The 26,506-nt window shown below is 53.0% G+C and carries 21 protein-coding genes and 3 pseudogenes; 16 read left to right on the top strand and 8 right to left on the bottom strand.

The annotated features are described in order from the left end of the window. Nucleotides 1-91: 91 nt before the first annotated feature. On the bottom strand, nucleotides 92-349 hold the full coding sequence (locus K0H81_RS02485) for a hypothetical protein (protein ID WP_220059771.1): 258 nt from the start codon (nucleotides 347-349) through the stop codon (nucleotides 92-94). 234 nt (nucleotides 350-583) lie between these two features. On the opposite strand from K0H81_RS02485, the pseudogene K0H81_RS20315 reads away from it, so the two are divergent. The 8 genes and pseudogenes from K0H81_RS20315 to K0H81_RS02450 form a co-directional block, all read left to right on the top strand. Further along, a pseudogene (locus K0H81_RS20315) lies at nucleotides 584-661 on the top strand (transposase); the annotation flags it as partial. A 163-nt stretch (nucleotides 662-824) separates the two neighbouring features. Further along, a pseudogene (locus K0H81_RS02475) lies at nucleotides 825-1,010 on the top strand (helix-turn-helix domain-containing protein); the annotation flags it as partial. Next, nucleotides 1,000-1,356 carry a hypothetical protein gene (locus K0H81_RS20230; protein WP_258406366.1) on the top strand — a complete coding sequence of 119 codons (357 nt, stop codon included), beginning with the start codon at nucleotides 1,000-1,002 and terminating at the stop codon, nucleotides 1,354-1,356. The pseudogene K0H81_RS02475 and the gene K0H81_RS20230, both read left to right, overlap by 11 nt. An 85-nt stretch (nucleotides 1,357-1,441) precedes the next feature. After that, entirely contained in the window at nucleotides 1,442-2,638 is a 1,197-nt protein-coding gene (locus K0H81_RS02470) for a hypothetical protein (RefSeq protein ID WP_220059770.1), read from the top strand. 7 nt (nucleotides 2,639-2,645) lie between these two features. Beyond that, complete coding sequence (locus K0H81_RS02465) at nucleotides 2,646-3,179, top strand: hypothetical protein (protein WP_220059769.1); 534 nt, start codon at nucleotides 2,646-2,648, stop codon at nucleotides 3,177-3,179. 416 nt (nucleotides 3,180-3,595) lie between these two features. Beyond that, nucleotides 3,596-3,673 (top strand): annotated as a pseudogene (locus K0H81_RS20310) (transposase); the annotation flags it as partial. 278 nt (nucleotides 3,674-3,951) lie between these two features. Further along, nucleotides 3,952-4,233 carry a hypothetical protein gene (locus K0H81_RS02455; RefSeq protein WP_220059768.1) on the top strand — a complete coding sequence of 94 codons (282 nt, stop codon included), beginning with the start codon at nucleotides 3,952-3,954 and terminating at the stop codon, nucleotides 4,231-4,233. Between the two features lie 51 nt (nucleotides 4,234-4,284). Continuing rightward, a complete protein-coding gene (locus tag K0H81_RS02450; protein ID WP_220059767.1) occupies nucleotides 4,285-4,818 on the top strand; it encodes a hypothetical protein in 534 nt (177 codons plus the stop codon). A gap of 659 nt (nucleotides 4,819-5,477) precedes the next feature. On the opposite strand, the gene groL is transcribed toward K0H81_RS02450, so the two are convergent. Together groL and K0H81_RS02440 are read right to left on the bottom strand one after the other, a co-directional pair. Beyond that, entirely contained in the window at nucleotides 5,478-7,127 is a 1,650-nt protein-coding gene (gene groL / locus K0H81_RS02445; RefSeq protein ID WP_220059766.1) for a chaperonin GroEL, read from the bottom strand. A gap of 48 nt (nucleotides 7,128-7,175) precedes the next feature. After that, on the bottom strand, nucleotides 7,176-7,466 hold the full coding sequence (locus K0H81_RS02440) for a co-chaperone GroES (protein ID WP_011864277.1): 291 nt from the start codon (nucleotides 7,464-7,466) through the stop codon (nucleotides 7,176-7,178). A gap of 227 nt (nucleotides 7,467-7,693) precedes the next feature. Between K0H81_RS02440 and K0H81_RS02435 the strand changes: the two genes are divergently transcribed. Both K0H81_RS02435 and K0H81_RS02430 read left to right on the top strand, forming a co-directional pair. Next, a complete protein-coding gene (locus K0H81_RS02435) occupies nucleotides 7,694-9,061 on the top strand; it encodes an MATE family efflux transporter (protein ID WP_144199895.1) in 1,368 nt (455 codons plus the stop codon). Nucleotides 9,062-9,077: 16 nt separating this feature from the next. Further along, nucleotides 9,078-9,749 carry a Qnr family pentapeptide repeat protein gene (locus K0H81_RS02430; protein ID WP_220059765.1) on the top strand — a complete coding sequence of 224 codons (672 nt, stop codon included), beginning with the start codon at nucleotides 9,078-9,080 and terminating at the stop codon, nucleotides 9,747-9,749. Between the two features lie 38 nt (nucleotides 9,750-9,787). On the opposite strand, the gene K0H81_RS02425 is transcribed toward K0H81_RS02430, so the two are convergent. Next, nucleotides 9,788-10,732 (bottom strand): LysR family transcriptional regulator, encoded by a 945-nt coding sequence (locus tag K0H81_RS02425; protein WP_220059764.1) that lies wholly within the window; start codon nucleotides 10,730-10,732, stop codon nucleotides 9,788-9,790. A gap of 196 nt (nucleotides 10,733-10,928) precedes the next feature. Between K0H81_RS02425 and K0H81_RS02420 the strand changes: the two genes are divergently transcribed. The 5 genes from K0H81_RS02420 to K0H81_RS02400 all read left to right on the top strand — a co-directional run bounded on the left by K0H81_RS02420 (nucleotide 10,929) and on the right by K0H81_RS02400 (nucleotide 16,832). Next, a complete protein-coding gene (locus tag K0H81_RS02420) occupies nucleotides 10,929-12,011 on the top strand; it encodes an efflux RND transporter periplasmic adaptor subunit (RefSeq protein WP_144199901.1) in 1,083 nt (360 codons plus the stop codon). A gap of 3 nt (nucleotides 12,012-12,014) precedes the next feature. Continuing rightward, a complete protein-coding gene (locus K0H81_RS02415) occupies nucleotides 12,015-15,089 on the top strand; it encodes an efflux RND transporter permease subunit (protein WP_220059763.1) in 3,075 nt (1,024 codons plus the stop codon). 195 nt (nucleotides 15,090-15,284) lie between these two features. Further along, nucleotides 15,285-15,695, top strand: a complete 411-nt coding sequence (locus tag K0H81_RS02410) for a c-type cytochrome domain-containing protein (RefSeq protein ID WP_144199905.1) — start codon at nucleotides 15,285-15,287, stop codon at nucleotides 15,693-15,695. Between the two features lie 323 nt (nucleotides 15,696-16,018). Beyond that, nucleotides 16,019-16,396 (top strand): hypothetical protein, encoded by a 378-nt coding sequence (locus K0H81_RS02405; RefSeq protein WP_220059762.1) that lies wholly within the window; start codon nucleotides 16,019-16,021, stop codon nucleotides 16,394-16,396. Between the two features lie 52 nt (nucleotides 16,397-16,448). Then, on the top strand, nucleotides 16,449-16,832 hold the full coding sequence (locus K0H81_RS02400; RefSeq protein WP_220059761.1) for a DUF6677 family protein: 384 nt from the start codon (nucleotides 16,449-16,451) through the stop codon (nucleotides 16,830-16,832). Nucleotides 16,833-16,949: 117 nt separating this feature from the next. Here K0H81_RS02400 and K0H81_RS02395 read toward each other — a convergent pair whose 3' ends face one another. Next, nucleotides 16,950-17,258, bottom strand: coding sequence for a hypothetical protein (locus K0H81_RS02395; RefSeq protein ID WP_258406365.1), 309 nt, complete (start codon nucleotides 17,256-17,258; stop codon nucleotides 16,950-16,952). A 309-nt stretch (nucleotides 17,259-17,567) separates the two neighbouring features. Here K0H81_RS02395 and K0H81_RS02390 point away from each other — a divergent pair, with 309 nt between their 5' ends. Further along, entirely contained in the window at nucleotides 17,568-18,107 is a 540-nt protein-coding gene (locus K0H81_RS02390) for a hypothetical protein (protein ID WP_220059760.1), read from the top strand. Between the two features lie 95 nt (nucleotides 18,108-18,202). On the opposite strand, the gene K0H81_RS02385 is transcribed toward K0H81_RS02390, so the two are convergent. The 3 genes from K0H81_RS02385 to K0H81_RS02375 form a co-directional block, all read right to left on the bottom strand. Continuing rightward, complete coding sequence (locus tag K0H81_RS02385; RefSeq protein ID WP_220059759.1) at nucleotides 18,203-20,602, bottom strand: zinc-dependent metalloprotease; 2,400 nt, start codon at nucleotides 20,600-20,602, stop codon at nucleotides 18,203-18,205. 222 nt (nucleotides 20,603-20,824) lie between these two features. Beyond that, nucleotides 20,825-24,517: a response regulator gene (locus tag K0H81_RS02380; RefSeq protein ID WP_011864265.1), complete on the bottom strand. Its 3,693-nt coding sequence runs from the start codon at nucleotides 24,515-24,517 to the stop codon at nucleotides 20,825-20,827. A 240-nt stretch (nucleotides 24,518-24,757) separates the two neighbouring features. Continuing rightward, the gene (locus K0H81_RS02375; RefSeq protein WP_144199915.1) at nucleotides 24,758-26,152 is read right to left on the bottom strand and encodes a PhoH family protein; all 1,395 of its coding nucleotides are present in this window, start codon (nucleotides 26,150-26,152) and stop codon (nucleotides 24,758-24,760) included. Nucleotides 26,153-26,506 lie beyond the last annotated feature (354 nt).

Here is a 26,506-nt window from a genome sequence, read left to right as displayed (position 1 = left end):
TATTCTGACGGCTCCCGACCATTCCTAAGCGGTATCTTGTTCACTATTGCCTTGTCTGTGAAAAATAAGGGCAAAGATGGATACACTGCTGTCATGACCTGTTTTTGGGTTTATCCCTTGCATCAGTTAATCGCCCAAAAAAATGACTAAGACCGATCTGCTTTCTAATGCTTTCAGCCCAAAAGCCACCAATAATAAAACCCACCGCCCCCCACGCAATAATAGTGAGCGAGTTAAACTGACCAGACTGCAAACTGATCATGCCGCCTACAAACAGACCTAAAAGCGTGGGTGATGCAGCTACAGCCAACCACTGTAGCGAGTAAACAAATAGACTAATTAATCGCATCGGTTCTCCTTAACCTCTTACATCGAAACCAATAACAGAGTACAGATTAAATCGTTTACTTGCGACATATTATGTCTAAAAAACTGGGGGCAGAGTAAACTTAGAATATCTAGCTATACTCCTTATCCAGAATCTCTTTACAAATGGAACTTGCACATGCTGACCTATCTCCCAAATTTAACACCATGACATTGATGAGATTTCCAATACACTGGAGCCAATGGAGATCTCACCATGAAAAAACGCTACACCGAAGAACAAATCATTAAAGCTATCAAGCAACATGAGGCTGGAGCAAAAGTAGATGACATTCGCCAAGCAACCAACAAAAGCATGGCAATTGGAAATGAAAAATTTAAAAGCAAAATAGAACGAATAACGGGAAAAAGCATGAGACCACAGAAAATGGGACGCCCCAGCAAGAACAGCGAATAAAGTATACTCTGACCCCACTTTTTACGATTTTCTCAGGACAGCTCGCCAGCTTCGCGGCTTTACCCAGGACAAAGTGGCCCAAACCTATGGGGTGAGCACCAAGACTTATCGTAATTGGGAGAGAGGCACCACTGCGGTGTCGTTCGATGACCTTATCGCGCTATTAGACCAGGTGTTTAAGTTGTCATTAATCAAGTTAACGGAGTTGACCAGCCATGCAGCATGACGCACAGCATGAAGCCATGATGAACATTAAAGCTTTAAGAGCCGGGCTTGCAGCTTGGGGGCAGTACTGGACATATCAGGAGTTGGGGAAGGGGTACGCTAATCGAAGTGCTTGCGATTTGTTAGGAGAGGTGCAGGTTTATGGCAATCCAATTGTTCGTGAGTTGATTGTGCCAAAGTATGTAGCTGAGTTGGACAGGATGATTGAATGTCTATCGCCCGAGAGTATCAAGGCTATAAGAACTAACTATATCTGTAGAGGTCAGTGGTCCTTGATGGGGTTTAGTAGTAGGAAGTCATATTTGTATAGGCTGAGAAGAGCAGAATTTCAACTTCTTATGCAATAGGAGTGTTTATATGGTATCAATTGAAAAATAGTACGGTATGCCATACTATCCTTGTAAATCAAGGATTGATAAAGATTTGGTTTAAATGAAAAAATATTTTGTTATTGTTTTCTTCTTTATACTTCAGAATGTGTCGTTTTCAACTACGGCAAACGAAGGAGTGTATGCTGTATGGGGGGACGCACCGTGGGTACCTCCACGTGTCACAAATGTTGATATATATTGGTGTATGCTAAATAGCAATTTTTATGGTGGTAACTCTACACCCAATAAAGTTTCTAAAAGTGAGTGTGGAGATTGGTTTTTATCAAGTCATGATGCGTACTATTCTTCTTCAATAGTAAAAACCACCAATTCTGGTGGTTTTTTTGATGGTGACGCATATAAAGTTAGTTATACAACAGTGTGGATTGACCCAGGTATAAATGATCCTGTTTCTGGCGTTCATCCTTGGGGTTATGTTTATGAGCAAGGAAGTATTTCTTCTTTAAGCTGTTTGTTTCCTGATTTTAGTTATGAAGTAGATTTTGATGAGGATGGGAAGGTAGATCGTTGTTATAATCCAGAAGATAAGTTGAAAATTAGAACAAAACTAGATTTTGACGATACTTGTCATGAAAGTCCTTTCATTTCAATTGATCATGAAAACTATCCTGAAGTATATACATTAAGTACAGAGGATGAGAACCTTGTTGCATCATCAGCAAAAGAGGCTGTTGACTTTTTAGCTCAAATGTCATCTGACTTGAACAACCCGTCTGCGCTTAATAAAGAAAAACTAGATTCAATTTCTCGGGTATTTAATATTTCCGATAGTTCTCAACCGCTTTTTAATACGCTTTCAAATGTAATTTTGAAGGTAAACGAGTGTGTATCTTCACGTCTTGAGGGTGCCCAATTAGCACCTAATGAAAATATGTATCGAGTTAAAACTGATAAAGCAGCCCAAAGTAGTATTTTTGCTCGAACTTGTTATATTGGTTCGTCAGAGGAGCCGCAAATAGAAATTACAGAACGTAGCTTGAAGGACTATAAAGAAGGAGTGGTATTGCCTTTTATTAATACGTTGCCAGTGACAATGATGCATGAAAACCAACATCATTGCGGAGGTTCTCATATGATAAGCTCAGATGAAAGTGATTTTAGGTTAAAAGAGAAAGCATGGTTAAAAAACCGATTGGAGATGTTTGAGCTACAAAAAAATTATATGGATGAACTCAGCAGGCAGAAGTACTTTGAGTCAATTTTAAAAGACCCATCTTTTTATGAGTATATAATTTAGGCCTATTATGAAAACTAAATTATTTAAATCTGTAGTTGTAGTATCCTGTTTCATTTTTGCCTCGTTTTCGGCTTATTCTAACAATGTTGCAGATATGATTGATCATACAGAATCTTATCTCAAAGTAGATTTCTTGCCAATTTGCAATGCTGAAGGACAATTTAAGATATCATTTTCAAATACTTCTCCTGAAGTTTTATTGGTAGAGAACCAGTATTTCAAGTCGGATTCGTTTGGAAAAAGTGATTGGGGTCTGTCGATTTATACTGCCGACACAGGTGAGGATCTTAATCTCAAAAAACCACGGAATAGGGTTCCGGATCCTAAAAGCTATTTTCGTCTAGAGGTTGGTCAGTCAATAGAGCACACTATTGATCTACGTTTATGGGCTCGTTCAGCTGTAGATACAAGTAAGTCTTATCAGGTTAATATGATGAAAACGATTAAATTCATTAGGCCAAATGGTCAAATATGGCTTGCAGGTATTGATACGTATTTACGGCCGACTCCTTTTATAATAGAACCAAGTTGCTTTCAATAGTACATTTCTTTAGAAGGCGTTCCGGCGCCTTTTTAATATCAATTTTTTGTTGGGTCCTTCTAACTCTTTGTATTGCGGGGGCAGGGAGGCGCAGTGCTTCACTACATGTGAGAATTTTCAGGGGTTGGTTGTTGTTTTATTAATGGTGATCAGCCCTATATTTTTCAATGAATTTTCAACCCGTCATTAAACTTTGATTTTTAAGTGTTTATTCGTCATGTTTTCAGCGGTTAAAAATAGCCGCTGCCTAAAAGTCGGGTGAAAAGTCGGGGCGGGGTAAACTTAAAATATCTAGCTTTACTCCTTATCTAGAGTCTCTTTGCAATTGGAACTTGCACATGCTGACCTATCTCCCAAATTTAACACCATGACATTGATGAGATTTCCAATACACTGGAGCCAATGGAGATCTCACCATGAAAAAACGCTACACCGAAGAACAAATCATTAAAGCTATCAAGCAACATGAGGCTGGAGCAAAAGTAGATGACATTCGCCAGGCAACCAACAGAGGCATGGCAATTGGAAATGATAAATTTAAAAGCAAAATAGAACGAATAACGGGAAAAAGCATGAGACCACAGAAAATGGGACGCCCCTGCGAGAACAGCGAATAAAGTTTACTCTGACCCCACTTTTTACGATTTGCTCAGGACAGACCGCCAACTTCGCGGCTTTACCCTGGACGAGGTTGCCCATACCTATGGGGTGGAGAACGTGCTCGATGATCCACAAGGTAACAATATCAGGATAAATGACTTTGAGGGGTTGAATGGGCTACATTGCAAACAACCAGTTGGGACATAGTATGCTGACTTTAATAGAGCTATCAAACAGGTTGTTTACAGGGTATAAAAATCAGTTACCTGGAACCATAACTCATGAATTACATCACGCATGCGGTGGTCAGGATAATTTAACTGATAATGGCTTAGGCTTATCTCCAGCTCAAATAAGACTGGAAAGAGATAAGTTTTACCAATCTAGACTAGATAAATACATTGAAATCAACTCTGAATTCAACTCAGTTTATTTAAAAAAAAGAACACCTTAAACCACTGACTAATAACGCATACATTTTTGAGGATATTGTTGGGAGGTACCTATGAAGATAAATAGTGAAATAATGATTATATGTCTTTTTATGGCGCATTTTGCACGGGCTGAAGAAAAGTTATTTGAAACTGTAACTGATGAAAGTTATCTTAAGCTTGAATTTTTACCTTTGTGTAGCACTGAAGGGCAGGTGATCTTTCAAATAACAAATACTTCTGGCCAATTGCTCTTAATTGATCCCGCATTTGCGGACCCTATTTCGTATGATGCCCATAGTGCTGGAGTTAGTCTGTCTCATGTTACAGAGTCAACAGACTACTTCGACCCAAAAATAAGGGGTAAAGCTAAACTAAAAAGTCAATATGATTGGTATCCATTAGGTGTAGGGGAAATAATCCAACATAAAATTGATTTCAGAGATTACACTACTGATACTATCGACCAAACTTTACAATACATGCCAACTTTCAATGGAATGCCCATCAGAATGATCACTTCGTTAGAAAGTAAAAAAGTAACAATGTTTAAGAGTGTTATTGACGTCACATTAAACGACCAGTTTGGCCCAGATTGCTGGAAATAATGTTTTAGATCTAACGTAAGTAAAAGGCGCTGCTGCGCCTTTTACTTTTCCAACCAACAATAATATTTAAACGGGTCCTTCTGGCTGAAACTACTGCGGGGGCAGGGAGGCGCAGTGCTTCACTACATGTGAGAATTTTCTGGGGTTGGTTGTTGTTTTATTAATGGCAATCTGCACTATATTTTTCACTGAATTTTCAACCTGTCATTATTCCTTGATTTTTAAGTGTTTATTTGTCAGATTTTCAGCTGTTAAAAATGGCCGCTGCCGAAAAGTCGAGTGAAAAGTCGGGGGGAAAAATCGGGGCAGAATAAACTTAGAATATCTAGCTATACTCCTTATCTAGAGTCTCTTTGCAATTGGAACTTGCACATGCCTAGAAAACCAAGAATTAGCCCTACTGGCATACCACAAAATATCATACACGAGCGAGCTGCAACGTCGCTCTCAACACCATCACAAATCCAAACCATGAAAAAGCCCCGATACCGTTAGATATCGAGGCTTTACTTCATTTGGTTTCAGGCTGTTAAGCTTTAGACCAGCATTGCTTCTAGCGCAGGAAAAATCGTTTTAGAGCAAGGCATCTTGCCGCGACGTTTAGCTGTCTAAACGAGTGGCAAGATAACGCCGCTATAGACGATTTTAACCAGCTAGAATTACATCATGCCGCCCATTCCGCCCATACCACCCATTCCGCCCATGCCGGCCATATCGCCAGCACCAGCTTCTTGCGGTACATCACCAACCATAGCTTCGGTCGTGATCATCAGACCTGCGATAGATGACGCGAACTGTAGCGCGCTACGGGTCACCTTAGTTGGGTCAAGGATACCCATCTCTAGCATGTCACCGTACACGTCGCTACCAGCGTTGTAGCCATAGTTACCAGAGCCGTTCTTCACGTTGTTCGCCACCACTGAGGCTTCTTCACCCGCGTTGGTTGCGATTTGACGCAGTGGCGCTTCCATGGCGCGCAGTGCGATAGTCACACCGTGCTTCTGGTCTTCGTTAGCCACGTCCAGCTCGCCAATCTTAGAGGCAACGCGGATCAGGGCAACACCACCACCGGCAACCACACCTTCTTCAACGGCGGCGCGAGTCGCGTGTAGCGCATCTTCTACGCGAGCCTTCTTCTCTTTCATTTCAACTTCGGTAGCGGCACCAACCTTGATCACTGCAACACCGCCGGCCAGTTTAGCCATACGCTCTTGTAGTTTTTCACGGTCGTAGTCAGAAGTCGACTCTTCAGCCTGGATCTTGATCTGGGCAACACGGGCAGAGATCTGCTCTTGCTCGCCGGTACCGTCGATGATGGTAGTGTCATCTTTGGTGATAACTACGCGCTTAGCGGTACCTAGGTCTTCCAGAGTCGCTTTTTCAAGTTCTAGACCGATCTCTTCGGCAATCACAGTACCGCCAGTCAGGATAGCGATATCTTGTAGCATCGCCTTACGACGGTCACCGAAACCTGGTGCCTTAACCGCAGCTACTTTAACGATGCCGCGCATGTTGTTCACAACCAGAGTCGCTAAGGCTTCGCCTTCAACGTCTTCGGCGATGATCATCAGTGGCTTACCGGTTTTCGCCAGACCTTCAAGGATTGGCAGTAGCTCACGGATGTTAGAGATCTTCTTGTCAACCAATAGGATGTATGGGTTTTCAAGTTCAACGCTGCCAGTTTCTGGCTTGTTGATGAAGTATGGAGACAGGTAACCACGGTCGAACTGCATACCTTCAACCACATCCAGCTCGTTCTCTAGGGCCTGACCTTCTTCAACTGTGATCACGCCTTCTTTACCAACTTTTTCCATCGCAGTTGCGATGATTTCGCCGATTGACTCGTCAGAGTTAGCAGAGATGGTACCTACCTGAGCAATCGCCTTAGTGTCGCTACACTCTTGAGACAGGGTCTTCAGCTCGGCAACGGCAGCAACAACCGCCTTGTCGATACCGCGCTTAAGATCCATTGGGTTCATGCCAGCGGCAACGGCTTTCAGGCCTTCGGTTACGATGGCTTGTGCCAGTACGGTAGCGGTAGTGGTACCGTCACCGGCGGCGTCGTTGGCTTTAGAAGCAACTTCTTTCACCATCTGCGCGCCCATGTTTTCGAACTTGTCTTCCAGTTCGATCTCTTTAGCGACCGATACACCATCTTTGGTGATCAGCGGCGCGCCGAAGCTCTTGTCGAGAACTACGTTACGGCCTTTAGGGCCCAGGGTAACTTTAACTGCGTTAGCCAGTACGTTTACGCCCGCAAGCATTTTTACGCGAGCGTCATTACCAAATAAAACTTCTTTAGCTGCCATGTTCTGTATCCTTTAATAAAATTCTGGTTAAACGGGATATTGAGTGGGTTATTCCACTACAGCCATTAAATCTGATTCAGAAAGGATCAAGACCTCTTGGCCATCGATCTTCTCTTTCTTCACGCCGTAACCTTCGTTGAAGATCACTATGTCACCCACTTTCACGTCCAGTGGCTGCACAGTGCCATTTTCAAGAATTCGGCCATTGCCTACTGCAAGAACTTCACCGCGAGTTGACTGCTCGGCTGCACTACCTGTTAGTACGATGCCACCGGCTGATTTTGATTCAACTTCAGAACGCTTAACAATGACGCGGTCATGTAATGGACGAATATTCATCTACGGACTCTCCTAATGATTTTTTTGCCCAACAAACGTTGGCGGTTTATCAAATTAAAAGTGCGGCGAGATAGCTTTCGCCGCGGGATGTTCGATATATGGGGATGGGGTTGATGAGATCCAAGGGCTTTACAAAAAAAATCTGATTTTTTTTAACTGGGTTTTATAAAAGATCAGCCTTTCCTGATAGAATTGCCCTCCTTCTGTTACCTAGGCATTCCACATACATGAGAGACAGACACGGGCTGCTCAGTCAGCCAATCGGTCGTGTACTGCTAAATATGAGCCTCCCGAACCTGATTGGTATTCTCACCATTCTTGGGTTCAGCCTTGTAGACACCTTTTTTATCAGCCAGTTGGGGACAGAAGCCCTGGCGGCCATCAGTTTTACCTTTCCGGTCACCCTGATCGTCTCCAGCATCGCCATCGGCATAGGGGCCGGGGTATCGACTAACCTTGGCCGCCTCATCGGCAGTGGCAACAGCCCCAAAGCCAAGGTATTTCTACACGACGCCCTGCTGATCACCTTCTGGCTGATCGCCGCCCTGTCCCTGCTGGGCAGCCTGTTTATCGGCCCGCTGTTTACTCTGCTGGGCGCCAACGACGACAGCCTGCCGCTGATCCGCGACTATATGTTTCTCTGGTATCTGGGGGCGCCCCTGCTGGTGCTCTTGATGGTGGGCAACCAGGGGCTACGTGCCACCGGCGATACCAAGTCGCCGGCCAAGATCATGGCCCTGGCGGCGGTGATCAACCTGGTGCTCGACCCGCTGCTGATCTTCGGCCTCGGGCCCTTCCCCCGCTTGGAAATTCAAGGCGCGGCCATCGCCACCCTGATCTCCTGGGTGGTGGCATTGTCTCTGTCTGGCTACCTGCTTATCATCAAGCGCAACCTGGTGGATTTTGCCGAGTTTAACCTTGAGCGCATTCACTGCAACTGGCGCCAACTGGCCCATATCGCCCAGCCTGCGGCGCTGATGAACCTGCTCAACCCTGTGGCCAACGCCATCATAATGGCCATGCTGGCCCGCATCGACCACAGCGCGGTGGCGGCCTTCGGCGCCGGTACCCGCCTTGAGTCTGTGCTGCTTATCGCCGTGATGGCACTTTCCTCCAGTTTGGTGCCCTTTATCGCCCAAAATTTGGGGGCAGGACAGACGGAGCGCGCCCGCGACGCCCTAATGCTGTCGCTGCGTTTCGTGCTGGTATTCCAGACCCTCATCTATCTGCCGCTGGCACTCATGGCAACCCCAATCGCCCAACTGTTCAGTAAAGATCCCCAGGTGATCGAGTGGCTCGCTTTTTACATCATCGCCCTGCCCGCCGCCTATGGCCCGCTGGGGATGGTGATCCTTACCGCCACCTCACTCAACGCCTACCACAGGCCGATGAGCTCCCTGGTGCTTAATGTCTGCCGCCTGTTTCTGCTCCTGCTGCCGCTGGCGGCGCTGGGCTCCTATCTGGGCGGCGTGAAGGGGTTGCTGCTGGCGCTACCTGTCACCAACGCCGTGATGGGGATCGCCTGTTATATCCTGGCCAGTCGTATCACAGAGCCAGACACCACGCCCAAGCATGTCGAGATCTACAAGCGTTAATAGAGGCCTAGCCACCATGGATGATTTGCAACACGAGACGCTTGAACAGGATTACTTTGAGCATGACTTTAGCGGTGAGGATCTGCAGGGGCTGAAGTTTCGTCGCTGCCGCTTCGTGCGCTGCAGCTTTAACCGCGCGGATTTGACCGACTGCCATTTCGAGCAGTGCCAGTTTGTCGAGTCCGGCGATCTGCTGGGGTGTGATTTTAGCTACGCCACGCTTATCAACGCCAAGTTCAGTGACTGTCGCCTTAATCTGGCGCGCTTCACCGGTGCCCGCTGCTTCGGCGCCGAGTTTCGAGCATCTAACCTGCAGGGCGCCGACTTCTACCGCGCCAGCTTCGCCAATCAAATAGGCATTAACCACTACTTCTGCAGCGCCGTGTTTTCCGGCTGTAACCTCGCCTACGCTAACCTGTCTCAGGTGATACTGGAAGAGTGTGAACTGACCGACAACCGCTGGCGCGGCGCCAACCTGACCGGCGCATCGCTGAAGGGCAGTAACCTCAGCGGCGGCGAGTTTAGCCCAGAGCTGTGGGGCGAGTTCGATCTCAGGGGCGCCAACCTGACGCGGGTGGATCTCGAGGGACTGGATCCCCGCGAGGTGGCGCTGGAAGGGGTAATGATAGACGCCTGGCAGCAGAGTCAGCTGCTGGCGCCCTTCGGCTTAATCGTCTGCGGCGAATAGCGTTAAATTAACGGCTTAATCGTCTGCGGCGAATAGCGTTAAATTAACGGCTTAATCGCCCCCTTGGTCCTGGCTTCACGATCGCAGGCACCATTTTGAAGACACTCATCTATTGCCCTCAACACATGGTCGATAAAGCGTTGACTGGCGAGGCTAATGAAACGCCGCGACGGATAGACGAGGAAGCACTTACCCTCATAGGGCTCGATATCTTCAAATAGCATCACTAGCTTGCCATTATCCACATACTCCTGCGCAATCGGCAGTGGCATCAAGGCGATGCCACGCCCCATCAAGGCGGCCTCTAAGCAGGTGCCCAGGCTATTGACACACAGGTTGCCTTTTACCGAGATAATTCTGTCTTTTCCGAAGGGCACTTCGTTGAAGATCCTGCCGTTGGGGTAACGAAACAAAATGGAGTTATGCCCATCCAACTCTTCAGGCATAGTAGGCGTACCCGCCCGCGCCAGATATTCCGGACTGGCAAAGAAGTGCACTGTCTCGCTGATGACGTGCCGCGCCACCATCTCATTCTCGTTAAAGGCATCTTCGAGCATAAAGGCCAAGTCGATATTGTTGCGGATCATATCCTTGGGCTCCGAGCTGACGATGAGTTCCACCGTCAGCTCAGGGTTGAGATCCATGAACTCAAATATCGCGTGGGTGATATGCAATATCTCCGGAATGGGAAAGATCAAGATACGTAAATGGCCGGTGACCGCCGCTTCCTGCCCCGATAGCTCAGAGAAGGTCTGCTCCAAACTCGCCAGCAAGGGCGTGGTTTTATTGTAGAAATGACTGCCCGAGGCGGTGAGGGTCATGGCGCGACTCTGGCGATGAAACAGCTTAACATTGAGCTCATCTTCGAGCGTCTGCAGGCGTCGACTCAGGGTCGATTTAGGCACGTTGAGAATATCGGCAGCCTCGACCAGGCTGCCTGTCTCGACGATGCGGTGGAACAGGGCAATATCTTCGGTTTTCATCACAGTCTCACTTCAATAACAGGCGGCAGACCTGATTCTGTTATTACTTTGCACACAGTCACTGGGGTAAATCAAGTTAATACAGTTTCAATTTTTGGAACTCATGATTCCATATAATTCCATTTTAATAGATGTATCGCGCTGCTATCTTAGCCGCCATGAGATACACCTTGTCACAAATGATGGAGTTTACGACATGAAACCCCTTACAACGTCACTTTCACTACTCGTATTAACTCTAGTACTTGCCGGTTGCAGCACAGAATCTGCCGAGATCGCTCCCGAGAGTGTTCGTCCCGTTAAGCTGCTGGAGATCACCGAGCTGGGTAGCGGCACCCTGAGAAGCTTCCCCGCCAAGGTCGCCGCCACCAAGCAGGCGGAACTGTCATTCAGATTATCCGGTCAGCTGGTCGAGTTCTCTCTGGTGGATGGCCAGCGCGTCACCAAGGGCGAGGTGCTGGCGCGCCTCGACGACAGAGACGCACGCAACCAGCTGCTCAACCGCGAGGCGGATCACGAACTGGCCCAGGCCGACTTTAATCGTAAGGGCGAGCTGCTGCGTCAGGCACTGATCTCTCAGGCGGAATATGATCTGGCCAAGGCCCAGCTGAAATCCAGCGCCGCCAACCTGGCCAGCGCCCAGGATCAGCTGAGCTATACGGTGATCAAGGCGCCCTTCAGCGGCACGGTCGCCAAGACCAAGATAGAGAATTTCCAGATAGTACAGGCCAATCAGCCGGTTCTGGTGCTGCAGAAAGATCGCTTCATCGACGTGGTGATCCAGGTGCCCGAGTCGCTGGCCAGCCGTGTGACCTCCTTTAACCCACATTCGCCTTCGCTGCCCATGGTGACCTTTAGCAATCACCCGGAGCAGAAATATGCCGCGCGCCTGAAAGAGTTTGCCACTCAGGTGACTCCGGGCACCCAGAGCTACGAGGTAGTGTTTACCCTGCCGACTCCGACCGAGTTTAGCGTGCTGCCGGGCATGAGCGCCCAGCTGATCTTGGATATTGCCGGTCCCGATGCCGACAAGAAGAGCGCCATAGTGCCGCCGAGCGCCGTGCTCAAGCGGGATCAAGACGGTGAGCAGATAGTCTGGACCTATGATCTGGGCACGGGCCAGGTAAGCGCCCGCAAGGTGAGCCTGGGTAAGGTGACCAGTCAGGGAATAGAGATCACCCAGGGCCTGGCTGTAGGTGACCGCGTGGTGGTTGCCGGTGTGGCCCAGCTGCACGAGAATCAGCAGGTCAAGCCTCTGCGCTGGCAACGAGGTGTTTAACCGATGAATTTTGCCGAGTATTCGATCACCCACAAGGTGGTCAGTTGGATGTTTGCCCTGCTGCTCCTCATAGGTGGCAGCCTGTCGTTCATGAGCCTGGGGCAGCTGGAATTTCCCGAATTTACCATTAAAGAGGCACTGGTCGTCACTGCCTACCCTGGCGCCTCACCGGAGCAGGTGGAGGAAGAGGTCACCCTGCCTCTGGAAGATGCACTGCAACAGCTCGATGGGGTGAAACATATCACCTCAATCAACAGCGCCGGCCTGTCGCAGATCCAAATTGAGATGCAGGACAAGTATGACGCCGAGAAGCTGCCGCAGATCTGGGACGAAGTGCGCCGTAAGGTGAGCGATACCCTGGGAGAGCTGCCCAGCGGCGCCATGACGCCTAAGGTGATCGACGACTTCGGCGACGTCTATGGCATTTTGCTCAACCTCAGCGGCGATGGCTACAGCGAACGCGAGCTGGAGAACTACGCCGACTTTCTGCGCCGCGAGCTGGTGCTGGTCGATGGGATCAAGCGCGTCAACATCGCGGGTATCGTCGACCAACAGGTGGTGGTGGAGATCTCCACTCAGAAGATCAACGCCCTGGGTCTTAATCAGGACTATATCTATGGGCTGATCAACAGCCAGAACGTGGTCTCTAACGCGGGGAGCATACGCGTGGGCGACAACCGCATCCGCATCCACCCCACGGGCGAGTTCGACAGCGTCGAGGCGCTTTCACGCCTGGTGGTGAGCGCGCCCGGTAGCGCCAAGCTGATCTACCTGGGGGATATCGCCAACATCTACAAGGCGATGGACGAGACCCCGAGCAACCTGTATCACAGCGGCGGCGACATGGCGCTGTCTGTGGGCATCGCCTTCTCCAGCGGCGTCAACGTGGTCAAGGTGGGTGAAGCCGTCAACCAGAAGATGATGGCGCTCAGCGACGAGCTGCCGGTGGGCATGACGCTTACCACAGTCTATGACCAGAGCAAGATGGTGGATCAGACCATCAACGGCTTTTTGGTGAACCTGGCGGAATCGATCGCCATCGTCATCGGCGTGCTGCTGATCTTCATGGGGCTGAGATCTGGCCTGCTGATGGGGCTGGTGCTGCTGCTCACCATTCTCGGTACCTTCATCATGATGAAGGTGCTCAATATCGAGCTGCAGATCATCTCGCTGGGGGCATTGATCATCGCCCTGGGGATGTTGGTGGATAACGCTATCGTGGTAACCGAAGGGATCATCATAGGCCTCAAGCGCGGCCAGTCGCGTCTGGAGACCGCCAAGCAGGTGATCACCCAGACCCAGTGGCCGCTGCTGGGGGCGACGGTTATTGCCATCATCGCCTTCGCGCCTATCGGTCTGTCGGACAACGCCACGGGTGAGTTTTGTATCTCTCTGTTCCTGGTGCTGCTGATCTCCCTGTTTATCAGCTGGATCACCGCCATGACGCTGACCCCCTTCTTCTGCGATCTGCTGTTTAAGGATGGCGAGATCCCCGATGAGGCGGATAGCGACCCCTACAAGGGTTGGCTGTTCCAGCTCTATCGCGGCAGCCTAGGCCTGGCGATGCGTTTTCGCGGCCTGACCCTGCTGGTCGTGTTGCTGGCCCTGGTGGGCTCGGTGATGGGCTTCGGTCAGGTAAAGAACGTCTTCTTCCCGGCCTCTAACACCCCTATCTTCTTCGTGGATGTGTGGATGCCGGAAGGCAGCGACATCAAGGCCACCGAGGCGCTGCTGGGTCGTATCGAGCAGGACTTGATGGCGGAGCAGGCAAAACAGGATCTCGGCCTGGTAAACATCACCAGTGTGGTCGGCCAGGGCGCCCAGCGCTTCGTGCTGCCCTATGTGCCGGAGAAGGGCTACGCCGCCTATGGCCAGCTGCTGATCGAGATGAGCAACCTGGAGACCCTCAACGCCTATATGCGTAAGCTGGAGCAGGACCTGGTACAGCACTATCCCGAGGCGGAATATCGCTTCAAGTATATGGAGAATGGCCCCAGCCCGGCGGCCAAGATCGAGGCGCGCTTTTACGGCGAAGACCCTGAGGTGCTGAGACAGCTGGCCCAGCAGGCGAGCGAGATCTTCCTTGCCGAGCCGAGCGCCACCAGCGTGCGCCACAACTGGCGTAACCAGGTGACCCTAGTGCGTCCACAGCTGGCACTGGCTCAGGCCCGGGAAACCGGCATCAGCAAGCAAGACCTCGATAATGCCCTGCTGACCAACTTCAGTGGCAAGCATGTCGGCCTGTATCGTGAGAACAGCCACCTATTGCCGATTATCGCCCGGGCACCGGCCGATGAGCGTCTCAATGCCGACAGCATCTCGGCGCTGCAGGTGTGGAGCACAGAAAACAATGTGTTCGTGCCCATCTCTCAGGTGGTCAGCGACTTCACCACTGAGTGGGAAGATCCGCTGATCATGCGCCGCGACCGTAAGCGGGTGATCTCTGTGCTCGCCGACCCGGTGAACGGCAGCAACGAGACTGCAGATTCTGTGTTTAGAAAGTTACGTGACAAGGTCGAGGCCATCAGCCTGCCTGCCGGCTATGAGCTGGAATGGGGCGGCGAATATGAGACCTCCAGCGAGGCGCAGCAGTCGGTATTTAGCTCGATCCCACTTGGCTACCTGGCGATGTTCCTGATAACAGTGCTGCTGTTTAACTCGGTCAGACAGCCCCTGGTGATCTGGTTTACCGTGCCGCTGGCGCTGATCGGCGTGGTCTCTGGCCTGCTGCTGTTCGACGCCCCTTTCAGCTTCATGGCACTGCTGGGTCTGCTGAGTCTGACCGGGATGATCATCAAGAATGGTATCGTCCTGGTGGATCAGATCAACCTGGAGCTGAGCCAGGGTAAGGAAGCCTACCGCGCGGTATTCGACTCCTCGGTGAGTCGCGTGCGTCCCGTGTTGATGGCGGCGATCACGACCATGCTGGGGATGATCCCCCTGCTGCCGGATGCCTTCTTCGGTTCCATGGCGATCACCATCATCTTCGGCCTGGGCTTCGCCTCTGTGCTCACCCTGGTGGTGCTGCCGGTGGCCTACACCCTGGTCTTCGGCATCAAGGTGCCTAAGGCGCAATAACCCCTTTCCATTTCGCTTCCCGGCGTGCCCGGCTCGAGAGAGTCGGGCTTTTTCTTTGGTTCATCTCGGATTAGCGGCAAGCTGGATTTACACCCGCTCACCACAGGCGCCTTGTCTCACTCTCCACACAGGAGGATTCTCCCTCTCAGGACTATACTTAAACCGTACTTAAAACAAGGTTATTGGGAGGATACTATGTATGCTCATCACTCCATCGACAGGCGCCTGTTACTGGTGGCAGCATTGGCCACCACGGCGCTACTGGGCTGTGAGCGGCCGGTGAGCTTCTCATCCGAAGTACAGCCCATACTCAACGCCTCCTGCATCAGCTGTCATTCGGGTGCAGGCGAAGGCATGGCAAAAACCCATCTGGCACTGGATAGCTATCAGGGCGTGATGCGCGGTACCCAGCTTGGCCCTGTCGTAGTCCCCGGCAGCTCCGCCTCCAGCACCCTCTATCTGGCGATCGATCATAAGGTCGATAGCAAGATCCAGATGCCGCCCCACCACAGTGATAAATTTGCGCAAGGCGAAGGAAAGCCCCTCAGCAGCGAGCAGATCGCCCTCATCAAGCGTTGGATAGATGAAGGCGCGAAACAGAACTAAGATTCCACCTGCTGACCACCGCCCCGAGGCGGTGGTTTTTTTAATTTGCAAATAAACAGCACGGGTTTAGCTTGCATAAAAATTGATCCATAAGGCTAATACCAATCAAAGTAAGTAGATGATCAGAAATAGCGCAGGGAAAACGCGTGAGAACAAGGCAGGATTTTTAGATAAGTAGTTATACTACAATCAAAAATACTAACGCCGTTATCGCGTATTTTAACAAGCTAGAATGAACAGCTATTTACTACGATTGGTATAATCAGGCCCAAAAGAGCTGTTATTATCAGACTCATTGATAGGCCACTTAGTTGGACACGCCCATGGCTCGTCTGTTTTTGTTCACCCTATTTGCAGCCAGCCTGCTCATCACCGGACTGATGTCCGGCTGCGCCAATCATCACAGCCAGGCCCAAGATCAGTCTCAGTCTAAATCTAGTCTCCAGGCAGAGCAGCAAGAGTTGGGGGCCATGGTGCAGGCGCTGCAGCAGGCGATCGCCAGCCCATCACCCGAGCACTTAGAAATGATCGCCCGCTACGGCACGGATTCACGCTACTATGTGATGATCCGTGGCTGGCTGGTGCAGGAGCTGAGCGGCATAGAGAGTCAGCTCGCCGCCCATGGCGACAGGGCACCCGAGACAATGCGGGCCAAGGCCGAACACCTCAGGGCCGCCATCAGGCGCGTCGACCTGGAATAGTTCAGCCGCTAATGTGTAGAGGCTGAAACCAAACAACTCAGAAGCGAACATTATGAATAAAGCCATCATAGCCACCCTGCTTTCGGCCTTCGTCTGCCCGGGTTCGGGCCACTTCTACCTCAAGCGCTATAACGCCGGGACACTGATCTCCTGCATCAGCCTGAGCGGCATCGCCTACCTCCTGTATCAGGCGGTCAACCGCGCCGTGACGGTATCGGACCAGATTCTGTCGGGCGAGCTGCCGCTGGACTATGGCGCCATCTACGCCGCCATCAGCCAGGCCCCACAGGGTGGCGAGGCCTTCTGGCTCGAGGCCGCCACCTGGGCCTTCATCCTCGGCTGGCTCATCGGCATCATAGACGCCTATCGTCAGGGCCGTAAGCTGATGCGCCTGGAGGCACGGCAGAGCCAAGATCATGCCGAGGCAAATCACTGACTCAGCCTGCTAGCTCAAACTGCTAGCTCAGGCAATGGCTCAAAGGGCTGGCTAACGCCACGAAAACAGCCATAAAAAAAGGAGCCTAAGCGGCTCCTTCACAAGATCAAAAATGCTTTAGCTCTGTTTTCTTGCCGCTTCCGTGCGCGAGAAATCGTGCTGAGTCGTTCTCGGCTCAAGCTCAGTCTCATCGGCGGGAGGATTGTCGGCGAAGCGATACTCACTGTTGGCGGCGGTCGTCTTGGAAAAATCATGACGACTGCTCGAGCGCGACACCGGATCCAGCTGCGCACTTGGGTTGTTGGCAAAGAGATAATCGGCTCTTGCCGCGGCGGTCTTCGAGAAATCTGGTCTCTCGGCAAACGCCTGGGTAGCAAGTAGTAGAGAGGCTAAAGCTAAGGTCGTGCTGGCTAACAACTTCATCATGTACTCCAATCTTATTGACCACAATTAGCTAACAAAGATACTAACCTAAACCACACATTTTTTGAACAAGATCACAGTAAGGCTTGCAAATTGTTACACTTTTTGCGTGGCAAACCACCCAGCAGCAAATTTGCTATTTGGGTGATTTGCTGGGTAAACTCACTTGGTTGCAGCGGCCCCCAAGTCTATTTGCATGGCAAGTGCGCAATGCACAGCAAATAAGGCAAGTCGGGCAGATATGGCTAGCACGACCCAATGACGCGTTACGGATAACCCTTAGCCCCAGGCTAAGCAGACAAGGAAACAAACATGTCGCACCTGATCAAACTGGCGGCCCTGGTGGCTGCGCTCTACTTTGGCTACCAACACTGGTTTGCCCCCTACCCACTGGAAACCTATCGCCTCACCTCTGTACCCGTGAGCCTCAAGCTGTTGCCGGATCCTAAGGTGCTGCACAAGCAAAACACCCAAGTGGAGTTCGAGTCCCTCAATACCCAGAAAAACGCCGATGACAAGCTCACCATGTTTGTGATGAGTTTCAAGTCCTCGATGGAACGCTTCGAGCCAGAAGATCTGGAGTTTCTTCCGTATGAGATGGATAAATACACTGCCATGGCGGGGCCTGAAGTCGCCGCCATTCTCGAGGAGTTGATCCTCAGCAAGGGCTATATCAACACCAATGGCATGCGCGGCTACGAGGTTGAGATGCGTCTGCCCAAGGACGATACCCGCATGTTGCAACACATCTATATCATCGACGACCACCTGCTGTTGTTGATGGCCAGCTATCAGTCCAGCCGTGAAGAGCAGACCGCCCGCAACTTCCTCGACTCGGTGCAGCGTCTCTAGCCCGCCGGCTCGGGCAAATTTAGACCATAAAAAAGCCCCGCGATGCGGGGCTTTTAGCTAAATATCATTTTTGCTCATAAGCGCTTCTGACGAGCTTAAATCGGCGAGCCCGGTGGCATAGCCAGCGGCTTGTGGATCAGCTTGTGCTTGCTATCCTTCAGCCCCTTCTCTACGCCATCGAGCAGCCATTGATAATGGGCCGCCTCATAGTCGCTGCTGCGCTTCACCAGTCGGCTGAGCTGCTTCTGGGCGAAGGCCAGACGGCCCGCCAGCTGCGCCTTCACCTCGGGCGAACTCGCCGCGTCGTGGTAGCTGGCCAGCAGGGCGTCGAGCACCACGGCATTGACCCGCATCCATACCCCCTGAGCCTGACCGTTAGGGGCATCGGCAAACACTGTCTTGGCCAGCAGCTTGTTCACCAGAGTAACGACGGAGAGCTGCTCCTTGTCGGCAAAGTAGCCCTGATTGACGCGATTGAGTCGCATCGGCTGCAGCAGCTGCCCGCAGGTGTGACGACTCAGCACCTCGGCCATGCCGATAGGGTCGATCACCACACCGGTGGCGCTATCGAAGCTCTCGCGGGTGGCGCCATAGTTACCCGACTTAGGCACCAGGGCATCGGTCACCTTAGTCGGCAGCGCCAGGGCATCCACGCTCAGGCCCTGCAGCAGTGCGTCCAGAGCATTCTTTTGCAGCTCAGGCGCCATATAATGCCAGCTGCGCCCGCCCTCCTGGGTGGAATAGGTATAGTCGGTGCCGCCGATAAACTTGGCCGCGGCTTCTATTTGATAGCGGGTTAGCAGATAGATGGGGACGAAGGCATCGCGCAGCTCGCCATAGGGCTGGCCTTGCAGCAAGGCGGCATCGCTAAAGCCGTCGATGGCCGCCTCGCGTACCTTGGCCAGGCGGCTCAGTTCGGCCACAGGATCCTGGCCATTGTCCCACAGACTGGCGTAGGCATGGCTGGCACCGGCGCGGCGCGAATCTGCCTCGCCGATATATCTTAGCCCCTGACGCTCCACTGCCTGCATCAGCTCGGTCAGCTTAGTCTGTTGATCCTCCGCGCTAAACTGACCATAGCCATAGGCTACGGTAAACTTGTCCCAGGCACCGACGCCCTCATCATAGGGGGCAGAAATATCTATCTTGTCGCCCTTTAGGGTTGCCTTGGGGTGCGGATAATCCATCACAGAGGCGTTATCGTTACTCGACGCCGCGAAGTTATGATCTAGGCCTAAGGTGTGGCCCACCTCATGGGCCGACAGCTGGCGAATACGCGCCAGGGAAAGGTCTGTCACCGCCTGGGCGACCGCCTCTCTGTCTTGCCAGCCCGCGGTGAGGCCACGGGCGATGAGGTGATCTTGCCTGACCCGCTGACTGCCCAAGGTCACATGGCCCTTGATGATCTCACCTGTGCGGGGATCGGCGATGGCGCTGCCGTAAGACCAGCCACGGGTCGCCCTGTGTACCCACTGGATCACGTTGTAACGAATATCCTGAGGGTCGGCATCTTCCGGCAACAGTTCCACCTTGAAGCCGTTGATGAAGCCGGCCTCGTTGAAGGCGGTCTCCCACCAGCGAGCGCCCTCTAGCAGGGCGCTACGAATGGGCTCGGGCACACCGGGATCCAGGTAGTAGATGATAGGTTTCACCACCTCGCTGGGGGCATCGCCCGGGACGACCTTCTGCAGGCGGTGACGCAGCAGATGACGCTGCACTATGTCCTTATCGATCGGCGCGCCGTAATCCAGATACTCATCGGACAGGTAGCCGCTGTTGGGGTGATAGGCCCTGGGCTGGTAGTTGTCGTCCGGCAGCTCGACGAAGGAGTAGCGCATCCGCAGCGACATCTGTTTGCCGTCTGGGGTGACCTCGGCCACCTGAGGCCCGGCCTTGGCGCCCTTGAAGGTGAGCAGTACGTCTACATCGCTGTTACGCTCGAAGGATTTCACCCCCTGAGGCAGGATGAGCGAGGTCTCCTTATCCAGCTGATAATGCCCCTGCTTGGTCTGCTCCAGGGTGTCGGCTATGCCGTGCAGGTCACGCAGCACAAGATCCTTGATCGACACCAGCGCCTGCTTGCCTTCCAGCAGCTTGCCGCGCCAGAGCACAGACTCGGCGAAGGCCTCTTTGACTGCCCGCTGCTCGGCGCCGTTGTCTGTGGTCACCCGGTAGCGGGTGTTGAGTTGTTTCAGGATGAGATAGGGGCCGTGGCGCTCAAACTGCACCAGGCGGGTCATCCCCAGCTGGCCGCGATCCAGACCGATATCGTTAGAGCCCACGCCATGGGGCAGGCTGGTGACCAACAAGAACGGCTGCTTGAGGCGGGTCGCCTCCAGGTAGAGATCGCCCGAACCTTGCTGATAGAAGAGGTTGATAAAGCCTTTGGCGGCCTGACTGCTCTTGATCACCTTAGCGCTATTTTCGATGGCGAGCAGGGGGCCAGTCGGGACCAGAATGAGGGCAAGGGCCAGCGCGAGTGTAGAGGGTCTCATGTTATCTCCTTGCTGAGACTTTTAATGGGAGACTGAGTTGTTCAAATATTATGCGTCTCGTGAATATCAGTCACTTAGCTTAACAGGTCTCAATTCAGGCTCAAGTGCAAATAATTCACGCCGCATCACAAGCCTCCCCACCTTGTTGGCCAGCGTAGCGACAGCCACAAAAAAGGGGCCTGGGCCCCTTCTGTTCTCGCACATGCGCATTGCACTGTCTGATTAGTGACGCACTATCCACTGGGCCAGGGTGTCGAACAGCTCGTTGAGCACGATAGGCTTAGTGATGTGGGCGTTCATGCCCGCCGCCAGACTCTTCTCGCGATCCCCCGACATGGCGTGGGCCGTCATGGCGATCACCGGCAGCTCCTCCTTGGTGTAGCGCTTACGCAGCTCCTTGGTGGCCGTCAGACCGTCCATCACTGGCATCTGAATATCCATCAGCACGGCGTCGTATTGCTTGGCGTCCACCATATCCAGGGCCACCTGACCATTCTCGGCCACGTCCACCTCGTAACCCGCGCTCTTGAGCAGCTCGGTCGCCACCTGTTGGTTGATGAAGTTGTCTTCCACCAGCAGGATCTGCCCTGTGCCCGTGGCGTTGCCTTCCACCGGCAGCGCGGCCGCCGGATTGATCTTAGGCTTGTCGATGAAGGCGGCGATGATCTCGTCGAACAGGGCCGAGGCCTTGAACGGCTTCTGCAACATGGCGTAGATGTCGAGATCGTCCAGATCTTCCTTAAGCGGCTCGGAGGCATAGGCGGTCATCATGATGATCACCGGGCGTTTCTCCAGGCGGCCGTCGGCCACCATGGCATCCAGCGCCTTGATCACCTCGACCCCATCCATCTCTGGCATCATCCAGTCCAGCAGCAGGAGATCCACCGGCCTGTGTTCCAGCTTGTATAGCGCCTCGGCGCCGTTGGATGCTGTGTCCACGTCGAAGTGGAAGTCGCGCATGGCGGTAGAATAGATCTGCAGCGCCGTCGGGTTGTCGTCCACCACCAGCGTCTTCAGGTTGCCGATCACCTCGGGCACGATAAGCGGTTTCACCTCGGCCTCTTCGGCGATCTCGAAGCTGATGGTGAAGCTGAAGGTACTGCCGACCCCCAGCTCACTCTGCACCTGCATGGTGCCGCCCATCATGGAGACCAGATGTTTACTGATGGAGAGGCCAAGACCTGTGCCGCCATACTTGCGGGTGGTCGAGCCGTCGGCCTGGGCGAAGGCGTCGAACAGGCTCTCCTGCTGCTCCTTGCTGATCCCTATGCCGGTATCGCGCACCCAGAACTTGAGGGTGATGCGGTGATCCCGCTCGCCCACATCTTCACAGCCCAGCTCGATCTCGCCGCTCTGGGTAAATTTGACCGCGTTGCTGAGCATGTTGATCAGCACCTGACCCAAACGCAGCGGATCCCCTTCGAGGATAAGCCCGGCGGTGACAGGTGCATACAGCAGCAGCTCGACCCCCTTCTCCTGCGCCTTGAGGGCATTGAGATCCAGGGCGTGGTCCAGCACCTTATCCAGCGGGAAGGCCACCCGTTCCAGCTCCAGCTTACCGGCCTCGATCTTGGAGAAGTCGAGGATATCGTTGATGATGCGCAGCAGTGACTGGGCCGAGAAGCCCGCCTTGTCCAGGTAATCCGCCTGCTGTGGCGTCAACTGAGTCCGGCTGGCCAGCTGCAACATACCGATAATGGCGTTCATCGGCGTGCGGATCTCGTGACTCATGTTGGCCAGGAACTCACTCTTATAGAGGTTGGCCGATTCGGCGTCCTGCTTGGCCTCCAGCAGCGCCACCTCGTTGCTCTTATGGCGGGTAATATCCTTGTGGGTACCCACCATACGCTTAGGCTGGTTGTCCGAGGTGAACTCCACCACACGGCCACGGCTGAGCACCCAGTGGTACATGCCGCTCTTGCCGCGCATACGGAATTCCACGTCGTAGGCACCGATAGGATCCGCCAGGTATTGCTCGCGATACTCCTGTACCCGGATGCGATCGTCCGGATGCACCAGCTCGTCTATGGTGGAGACCAGGGCCGGGAATTCGTTGCTCTTATAGCCGAGCATAGAGTAGTAGGCCGGGTTACAGATGATCTGCTCCGAATCCAGATACCAGTCCCACAGGCCATCTTCAACCGCGTCCATCGCCAGGTGATAACGCTCCTCCGACAGCCTGAGCTGCTCGGCAGATTCATACTCTCTGGTCACGTCACGCCACACGGCAATCAGACCCAGCAGCTCGCCACGGCGGTTGTAGAAAGGCAGCTTGAGGGTATCGAGCAGCACCGGCTTGCCCGCCAGCTCCACCTTCTCCTGATAGCGCAGCGGCGTACGCTCGGACAGCACCCGCTCATCCTCGGCGCGGATCCGCATCGACTGCTCGTTGCTGGTCATAGTCTGGGAATCCTGGCCTATCATCTCGCTCTCGGTATATCCCAGCATGCGCTCGGCGGACTTGTTACAGCCCAGGTATTTACCCTCTTTATCCTTGAAGATGATCGCCTCGGGGATGGAATCCAGCAGGGAGCGTAACAGGGCGTATTCCCGCTCGCGCCGCTCCGTGGTCTCCTTAAGACGCTCGGTGCGCCGCGCCACCAGGTTATCCAGGCGACGGTTCTGCTCCGCCAGGTGACGGGTATATTGCTGGTTCTCTTCGAAGATGCGACTCACCAGCTGGAACCATGGCTCCCAGCCCTGGGTGATCTTGGCCGGTGGCTTGCGTGGCTCCTGAGAGCAGCCCTCCAGGTGCGACAGCAGGCGCGACGCCGGGTTAACGAAGGAGCGGCGGGTCTGCCAGTGCACTATGGTCACCAGCACAGACAGGGCGATCACCACCAGCAGGAAGGTCAGCTCCAGCTTCTCCCAGGAGTCCTTAAACAGCTCGTTCTCATCCTGCAGGTAGAGCAGGCGCCAGGGGGCGTTCTGCAGCGCCACCGAGTGGATATAGTAGCCGTTGCGCATGATCCCCTCGTGGGCATCGAACAGCTCAGACTCGGGCACTGAGTGCAGCGCCGAGGGGATCTTCTGGCTGATATGGAAGACGCGGTTGATGTCGGCGGCGTCGATATCGCTGTGGGAGAGAATGTTGTTCTGCTGATCCAGCAGGATAACCGTGCCCGGCATCTTGAAGTAGAGGCGGATCTGCTTATCCAGTGAGGAGAGAGTCATGTCCAGGTTGATGGAGCCGATAAACTCATCTTCCAGATAGATGGGCACACCGACCGTGGTCAGCAGCCCCTTGCCGTTGGGCTCCACATAGGCCGGGCTCCAAGCTACGCTGCGCTGTGGGTTCATCGCCGGGGTGACCAGCTGGAACTGCTGCTTCTTCAGCAGCTCGTCGCGAAAACGCTGCTCGTCCGAGGGCCAGGGGTAGTAAGACATCATCCTATGTTTGGAGATGTAGTAGATAGAAGAGGCCTTGGGCGCCGCCTGTCTGGCGACCGGGAAGGAGAGGGAGAGCTCGAACAGCATCTCCAGCTCCTGATAAAACTTGTCGCTGCGGCCATTGAGCGAGCCCGCGCCCGTGATCCGCCCCATGTTGGTGAAGGGCTTGCCGCTCTGGGCGTAGCTGGGCTCAAGGGTGAAGAACTGGCCGCTCTCGTTAAACTTCTCATACTGGGGCAGACGGTCGGTACGCACCAACTCACCCAGACGCAGGTGATCCACCGCCACGTTGCGCAGGCTCTTCACCGCGCGGATACTGGATTCCAACAGGAGGTCGATCTGCAACACGTGACGCTCGACCAGCTCTTCGCGCTGATCCATCATCTGGGTCTTTTGACGCTCGAAGAAGATCCAGGCCGTCAGTAACGCCATGATGATCACGCCGATATAGGTATAGAAAACCGCGCGATTGTAGTTTTTTTGAATCGGAGACTTAAGCTGTAAGTCCGGCTCTGTCGACTTCATTGATTACCTTTGAAAACAAGCATCTGCCCTTGGGCTAACCCGGAGCGGCGCATCATATTCTGCATATAGTATCAGGAAGCCAGCCCAATGGAATACAAAGGGGAGTCGCTTTTGCCAGAATGATCTCAGTCGTCAGCCTGGCACAGGGCCGGCGCATTGGCGCAGACCCACAAGATCGCCCTTACTTTAGACAAAAGACTCCGCCTGGGAGCCTTTTGCCGTCGGTGGCCGCCTAAGCGGTTAGAGGTTTTCCTCGGCAAACTCTGCCAGGCGAGAGCGCACCACGCCGTTGAGGTAGACGTTGGCACTGCCGTCGAAGTTTTTAAAGCGCTCGACGATATAGGTGAGTCCCGAGGTCACCGCCGTCAGATAGTTAGAATCGATCTGCGCCAGGTTACCACTACAGATCAGCTTAGTCCCCTCGCCCATACGGGTGATCATCGTCTTGATCTGCGAGGCGGTCAGGTTTTGACACTCATCCAGCAACACCACAGAGTTCTGAATCGAACGTCCGCGCATGAAGTTGATCGACTTAAACTGAATGTTGGCCTTGTCCATGATGTAGTTCATGCTGCCGCTGGGGTTAACGTCATGCTTGTGCAGCACCTCCAGGGTATCGGTAATGGCCGCCAGCCAGGGCGCCATCTTCTCCTCCTCTGTGCCGGGCAGGAAGCCGATAGACTCGGCGATCTCCGGCGTGTTACGGGTCACTATCACCTTATCGTAGAGGCCACGCTCCACCACCATCTCCAGGGCCGCCGCCATGGCGAGCAGCGTCTTACCACAGCCCGCGGGGCCGGTGAGGATCACCAGATCGATATCGGGATCCAGCAGCGCCTGCATCGCCATCCCCTGATAGACGTTCTTGGGCTTGATGCCCCAGGCATCCAGGTTAAGCAGACGGTCGCGGCCGAGATCCAATATCTCCAGCTCTTCGTCGTTGTTGCTCAGTACCCGGCCGCAGAAGTTGGAGTCTTCGTCGATAAGGTATTGGTTGGTATAGAAGTTCTCTTCACCCACCTCCTTAACTGGCACCCTGTGCACCGTATGGCGCCCCTGGGTCTCGGTATTCACATGTTCCTTGCGCGCCCAGAAATCGCCCTCAAACTGATGGAAGCCTTTGGTAAGGAAGCGAATGTCGTCGATCAGCTGGTCGGTGCGATAGTCTTCGACCAGATTGATGCCGGCGCCCTTGGCCTTGAGGCGCATGTTGATATCTTTGGTCACCAGCACCACATGGCGTGGGGCAAACTGATTCTGCAGATGCAGTGCTGTGTTGATGATGCGGTTGTCGTTGTTGTCGCCGGGCAGAGATGCCTGGGTAAATTCGAGTTGATGGTCGGGGAAAATAGAGAGGGAACCTACTGCGTCACCGTGTCCTTCACGTTTGGGCAAGGGCACCCCGCTGACAATCTCTTCTGGGGTGGTCTGCCCGCCGAGTATGTCTTCCAATGCGCGAATGGCGACTCGGGCATCTCGGCTAACATCTCGTTTCCTGTCTTTGATCTGATCTAACTCTTCAAGGACAGTCATGGGGACTACGACATCATGCTCCTTAAACGAATAGATGGCTAAGGGTTCATGCAGTAACACATTGGTATCCAGTACAAACAACTTCTTGTCGTCTTGTTCCATGGCGCCTCCACTTGTGCGTAGGGTGTTATATTTGTAGTCAAGCGAGCTGAGCGGGTAATTAGCCTCCTTCTCTGTCAGTATAGTGACGCGCAACAAAGCACTTAGGGATTAAATCCATACTGACACCAAAATCTCACGGCTTCAACGGAAACTTGTCCAGAAAATCGCCCGACCCAATTCGAGACTGGTGGCCTAAAATGACATTAAGATGACAAGGCGGGCGGCGGCCGATCCGATTGGATAATTTGTAATCTAATTAGTATTTTTAACGAGACAATTACGGGTCAGATATGTTCGACATCATAGTCTCGATTGGATAACATACGCGCCCTTTCGTGATTCACCCTGTAGATG

Source organism: Shewanella halotolerans, from assembly GCF_019457535.1.
GTDB lineage: Bacteria > Pseudomonadota > Gammaproteobacteria > Enterobacterales > Shewanellaceae > Shewanella > Shewanella halotolerans.
Note: the sequence above shows the minus strand (reverse complement) of the source record. Positions and strands in the feature narration are given on the sequence as shown.

Excerpts from the sequence above, each read along its gene's own strand:
- K0H81_RS02485 (WP_220059771.1), bottom strand. The coding sequence starts at position 349 with ATGCGATTAATTAGTCTATTTGTTTACTCGCTACAGTGGTTGGCTGTA.
- K0H81_RS20230 (WP_258406366.1), top strand. The coding sequence starts at position 1,000 with ATGCAGCATGACGCACAGCATGAAGCCATGATGAACATTAAAGCTTTA.
- K0H81_RS02470 (WP_220059770.1), top strand. The coding sequence starts at position 1,442 with ATGAAAAAATATTTTGTTATTGTTTTCTTCTTTATACTTCAGAATGTG.
- K0H81_RS02465 (WP_220059769.1), top strand. The coding sequence starts at position 2,646 with ATGAAAACTAAATTATTTAAATCTGTAGTTGTAGTATCCTGTTTCATT.
- K0H81_RS02455 (WP_220059768.1), top strand. The coding sequence starts at position 3,952 with ATGGGCTACATTGCAAACAACCAGTTGGGACATAGTATGCTGACTTTA.
- K0H81_RS02450 (WP_220059767.1), top strand. The coding sequence starts at position 4,285 with ATGAAGATAAATAGTGAAATAATGATTATATGTCTTTTTATGGCGCAT.
- groL (WP_220059766.1), bottom strand. The coding sequence starts at position 7,127 with ATGGCAGCTAAAGAAGTTTTATTTGGTAATGACGCTCGCGTAAAAATG.
- K0H81_RS02440 (WP_011864277.1), bottom strand. The coding sequence starts at position 7,466 with ATGAATATTCGTCCATTACATGACCGCGTCATTGTTAAGCGTTCTGAA.
- K0H81_RS02435 (WP_144199895.1), top strand. The coding sequence starts at position 7,694 with ATGAGAGACAGACACGGGCTGCTCAGTCAGCCAATCGGTCGTGTACTG.
- K0H81_RS02430 (WP_220059765.1), top strand. The coding sequence starts at position 9,078 with ATGGATGATTTGCAACACGAGACGCTTGAACAGGATTACTTTGAGCAT.
- K0H81_RS02425 (WP_220059764.1), bottom strand. The coding sequence starts at position 10,732 with ATGAAAACCGAAGATATTGCCCTGTTCCACCGCATCGTCGAGACAGGC.
- K0H81_RS02420 (WP_144199901.1), top strand. The coding sequence starts at position 10,929 with ATGAAACCCCTTACAACGTCACTTTCACTACTCGTATTAACTCTAGTA.
- K0H81_RS02415 (WP_220059763.1), top strand. The coding sequence starts at position 12,015 with ATGAATTTTGCCGAGTATTCGATCACCCACAAGGTGGTCAGTTGGATG.
- K0H81_RS02410 (WP_144199905.1), top strand. The coding sequence starts at position 15,285 with ATGTATGCTCATCACTCCATCGACAGGCGCCTGTTACTGGTGGCAGCA.
- K0H81_RS02405 (WP_220059762.1), top strand. The coding sequence starts at position 16,019 with ATGGCTCGTCTGTTTTTGTTCACCCTATTTGCAGCCAGCCTGCTCATC.
- K0H81_RS02400 (WP_220059761.1), top strand. The coding sequence starts at position 16,449 with ATGAATAAAGCCATCATAGCCACCCTGCTTTCGGCCTTCGTCTGCCCG.
- K0H81_RS02395 (WP_258406365.1), bottom strand. The coding sequence starts at position 17,258 with ATGATGAAGTTGTTAGCCAGCACGACCTTAGCTTTAGCCTCTCTACTA.
- K0H81_RS02390 (WP_220059760.1), top strand. The coding sequence starts at position 17,568 with ATGTCGCACCTGATCAAACTGGCGGCCCTGGTGGCTGCGCTCTACTTT.
- K0H81_RS02385 (WP_220059759.1), bottom strand. The coding sequence starts at position 20,602 with ATGAGACCCTCTACACTCGCGCTGGCCCTTGCCCTCATTCTGGTCCCG.
- K0H81_RS02380 (WP_011864265.1), bottom strand. The coding sequence starts at position 24,517 with ATGAAGTCGACAGAGCCGGACTTACAGCTTAAGTCTCCGATTCAAAAA.
- K0H81_RS02375 (WP_144199915.1), bottom strand. The coding sequence starts at position 26,152 with ATGGAACAAGACGACAAGAAGTTGTTTGTACTGGATACCAATGTGTTA.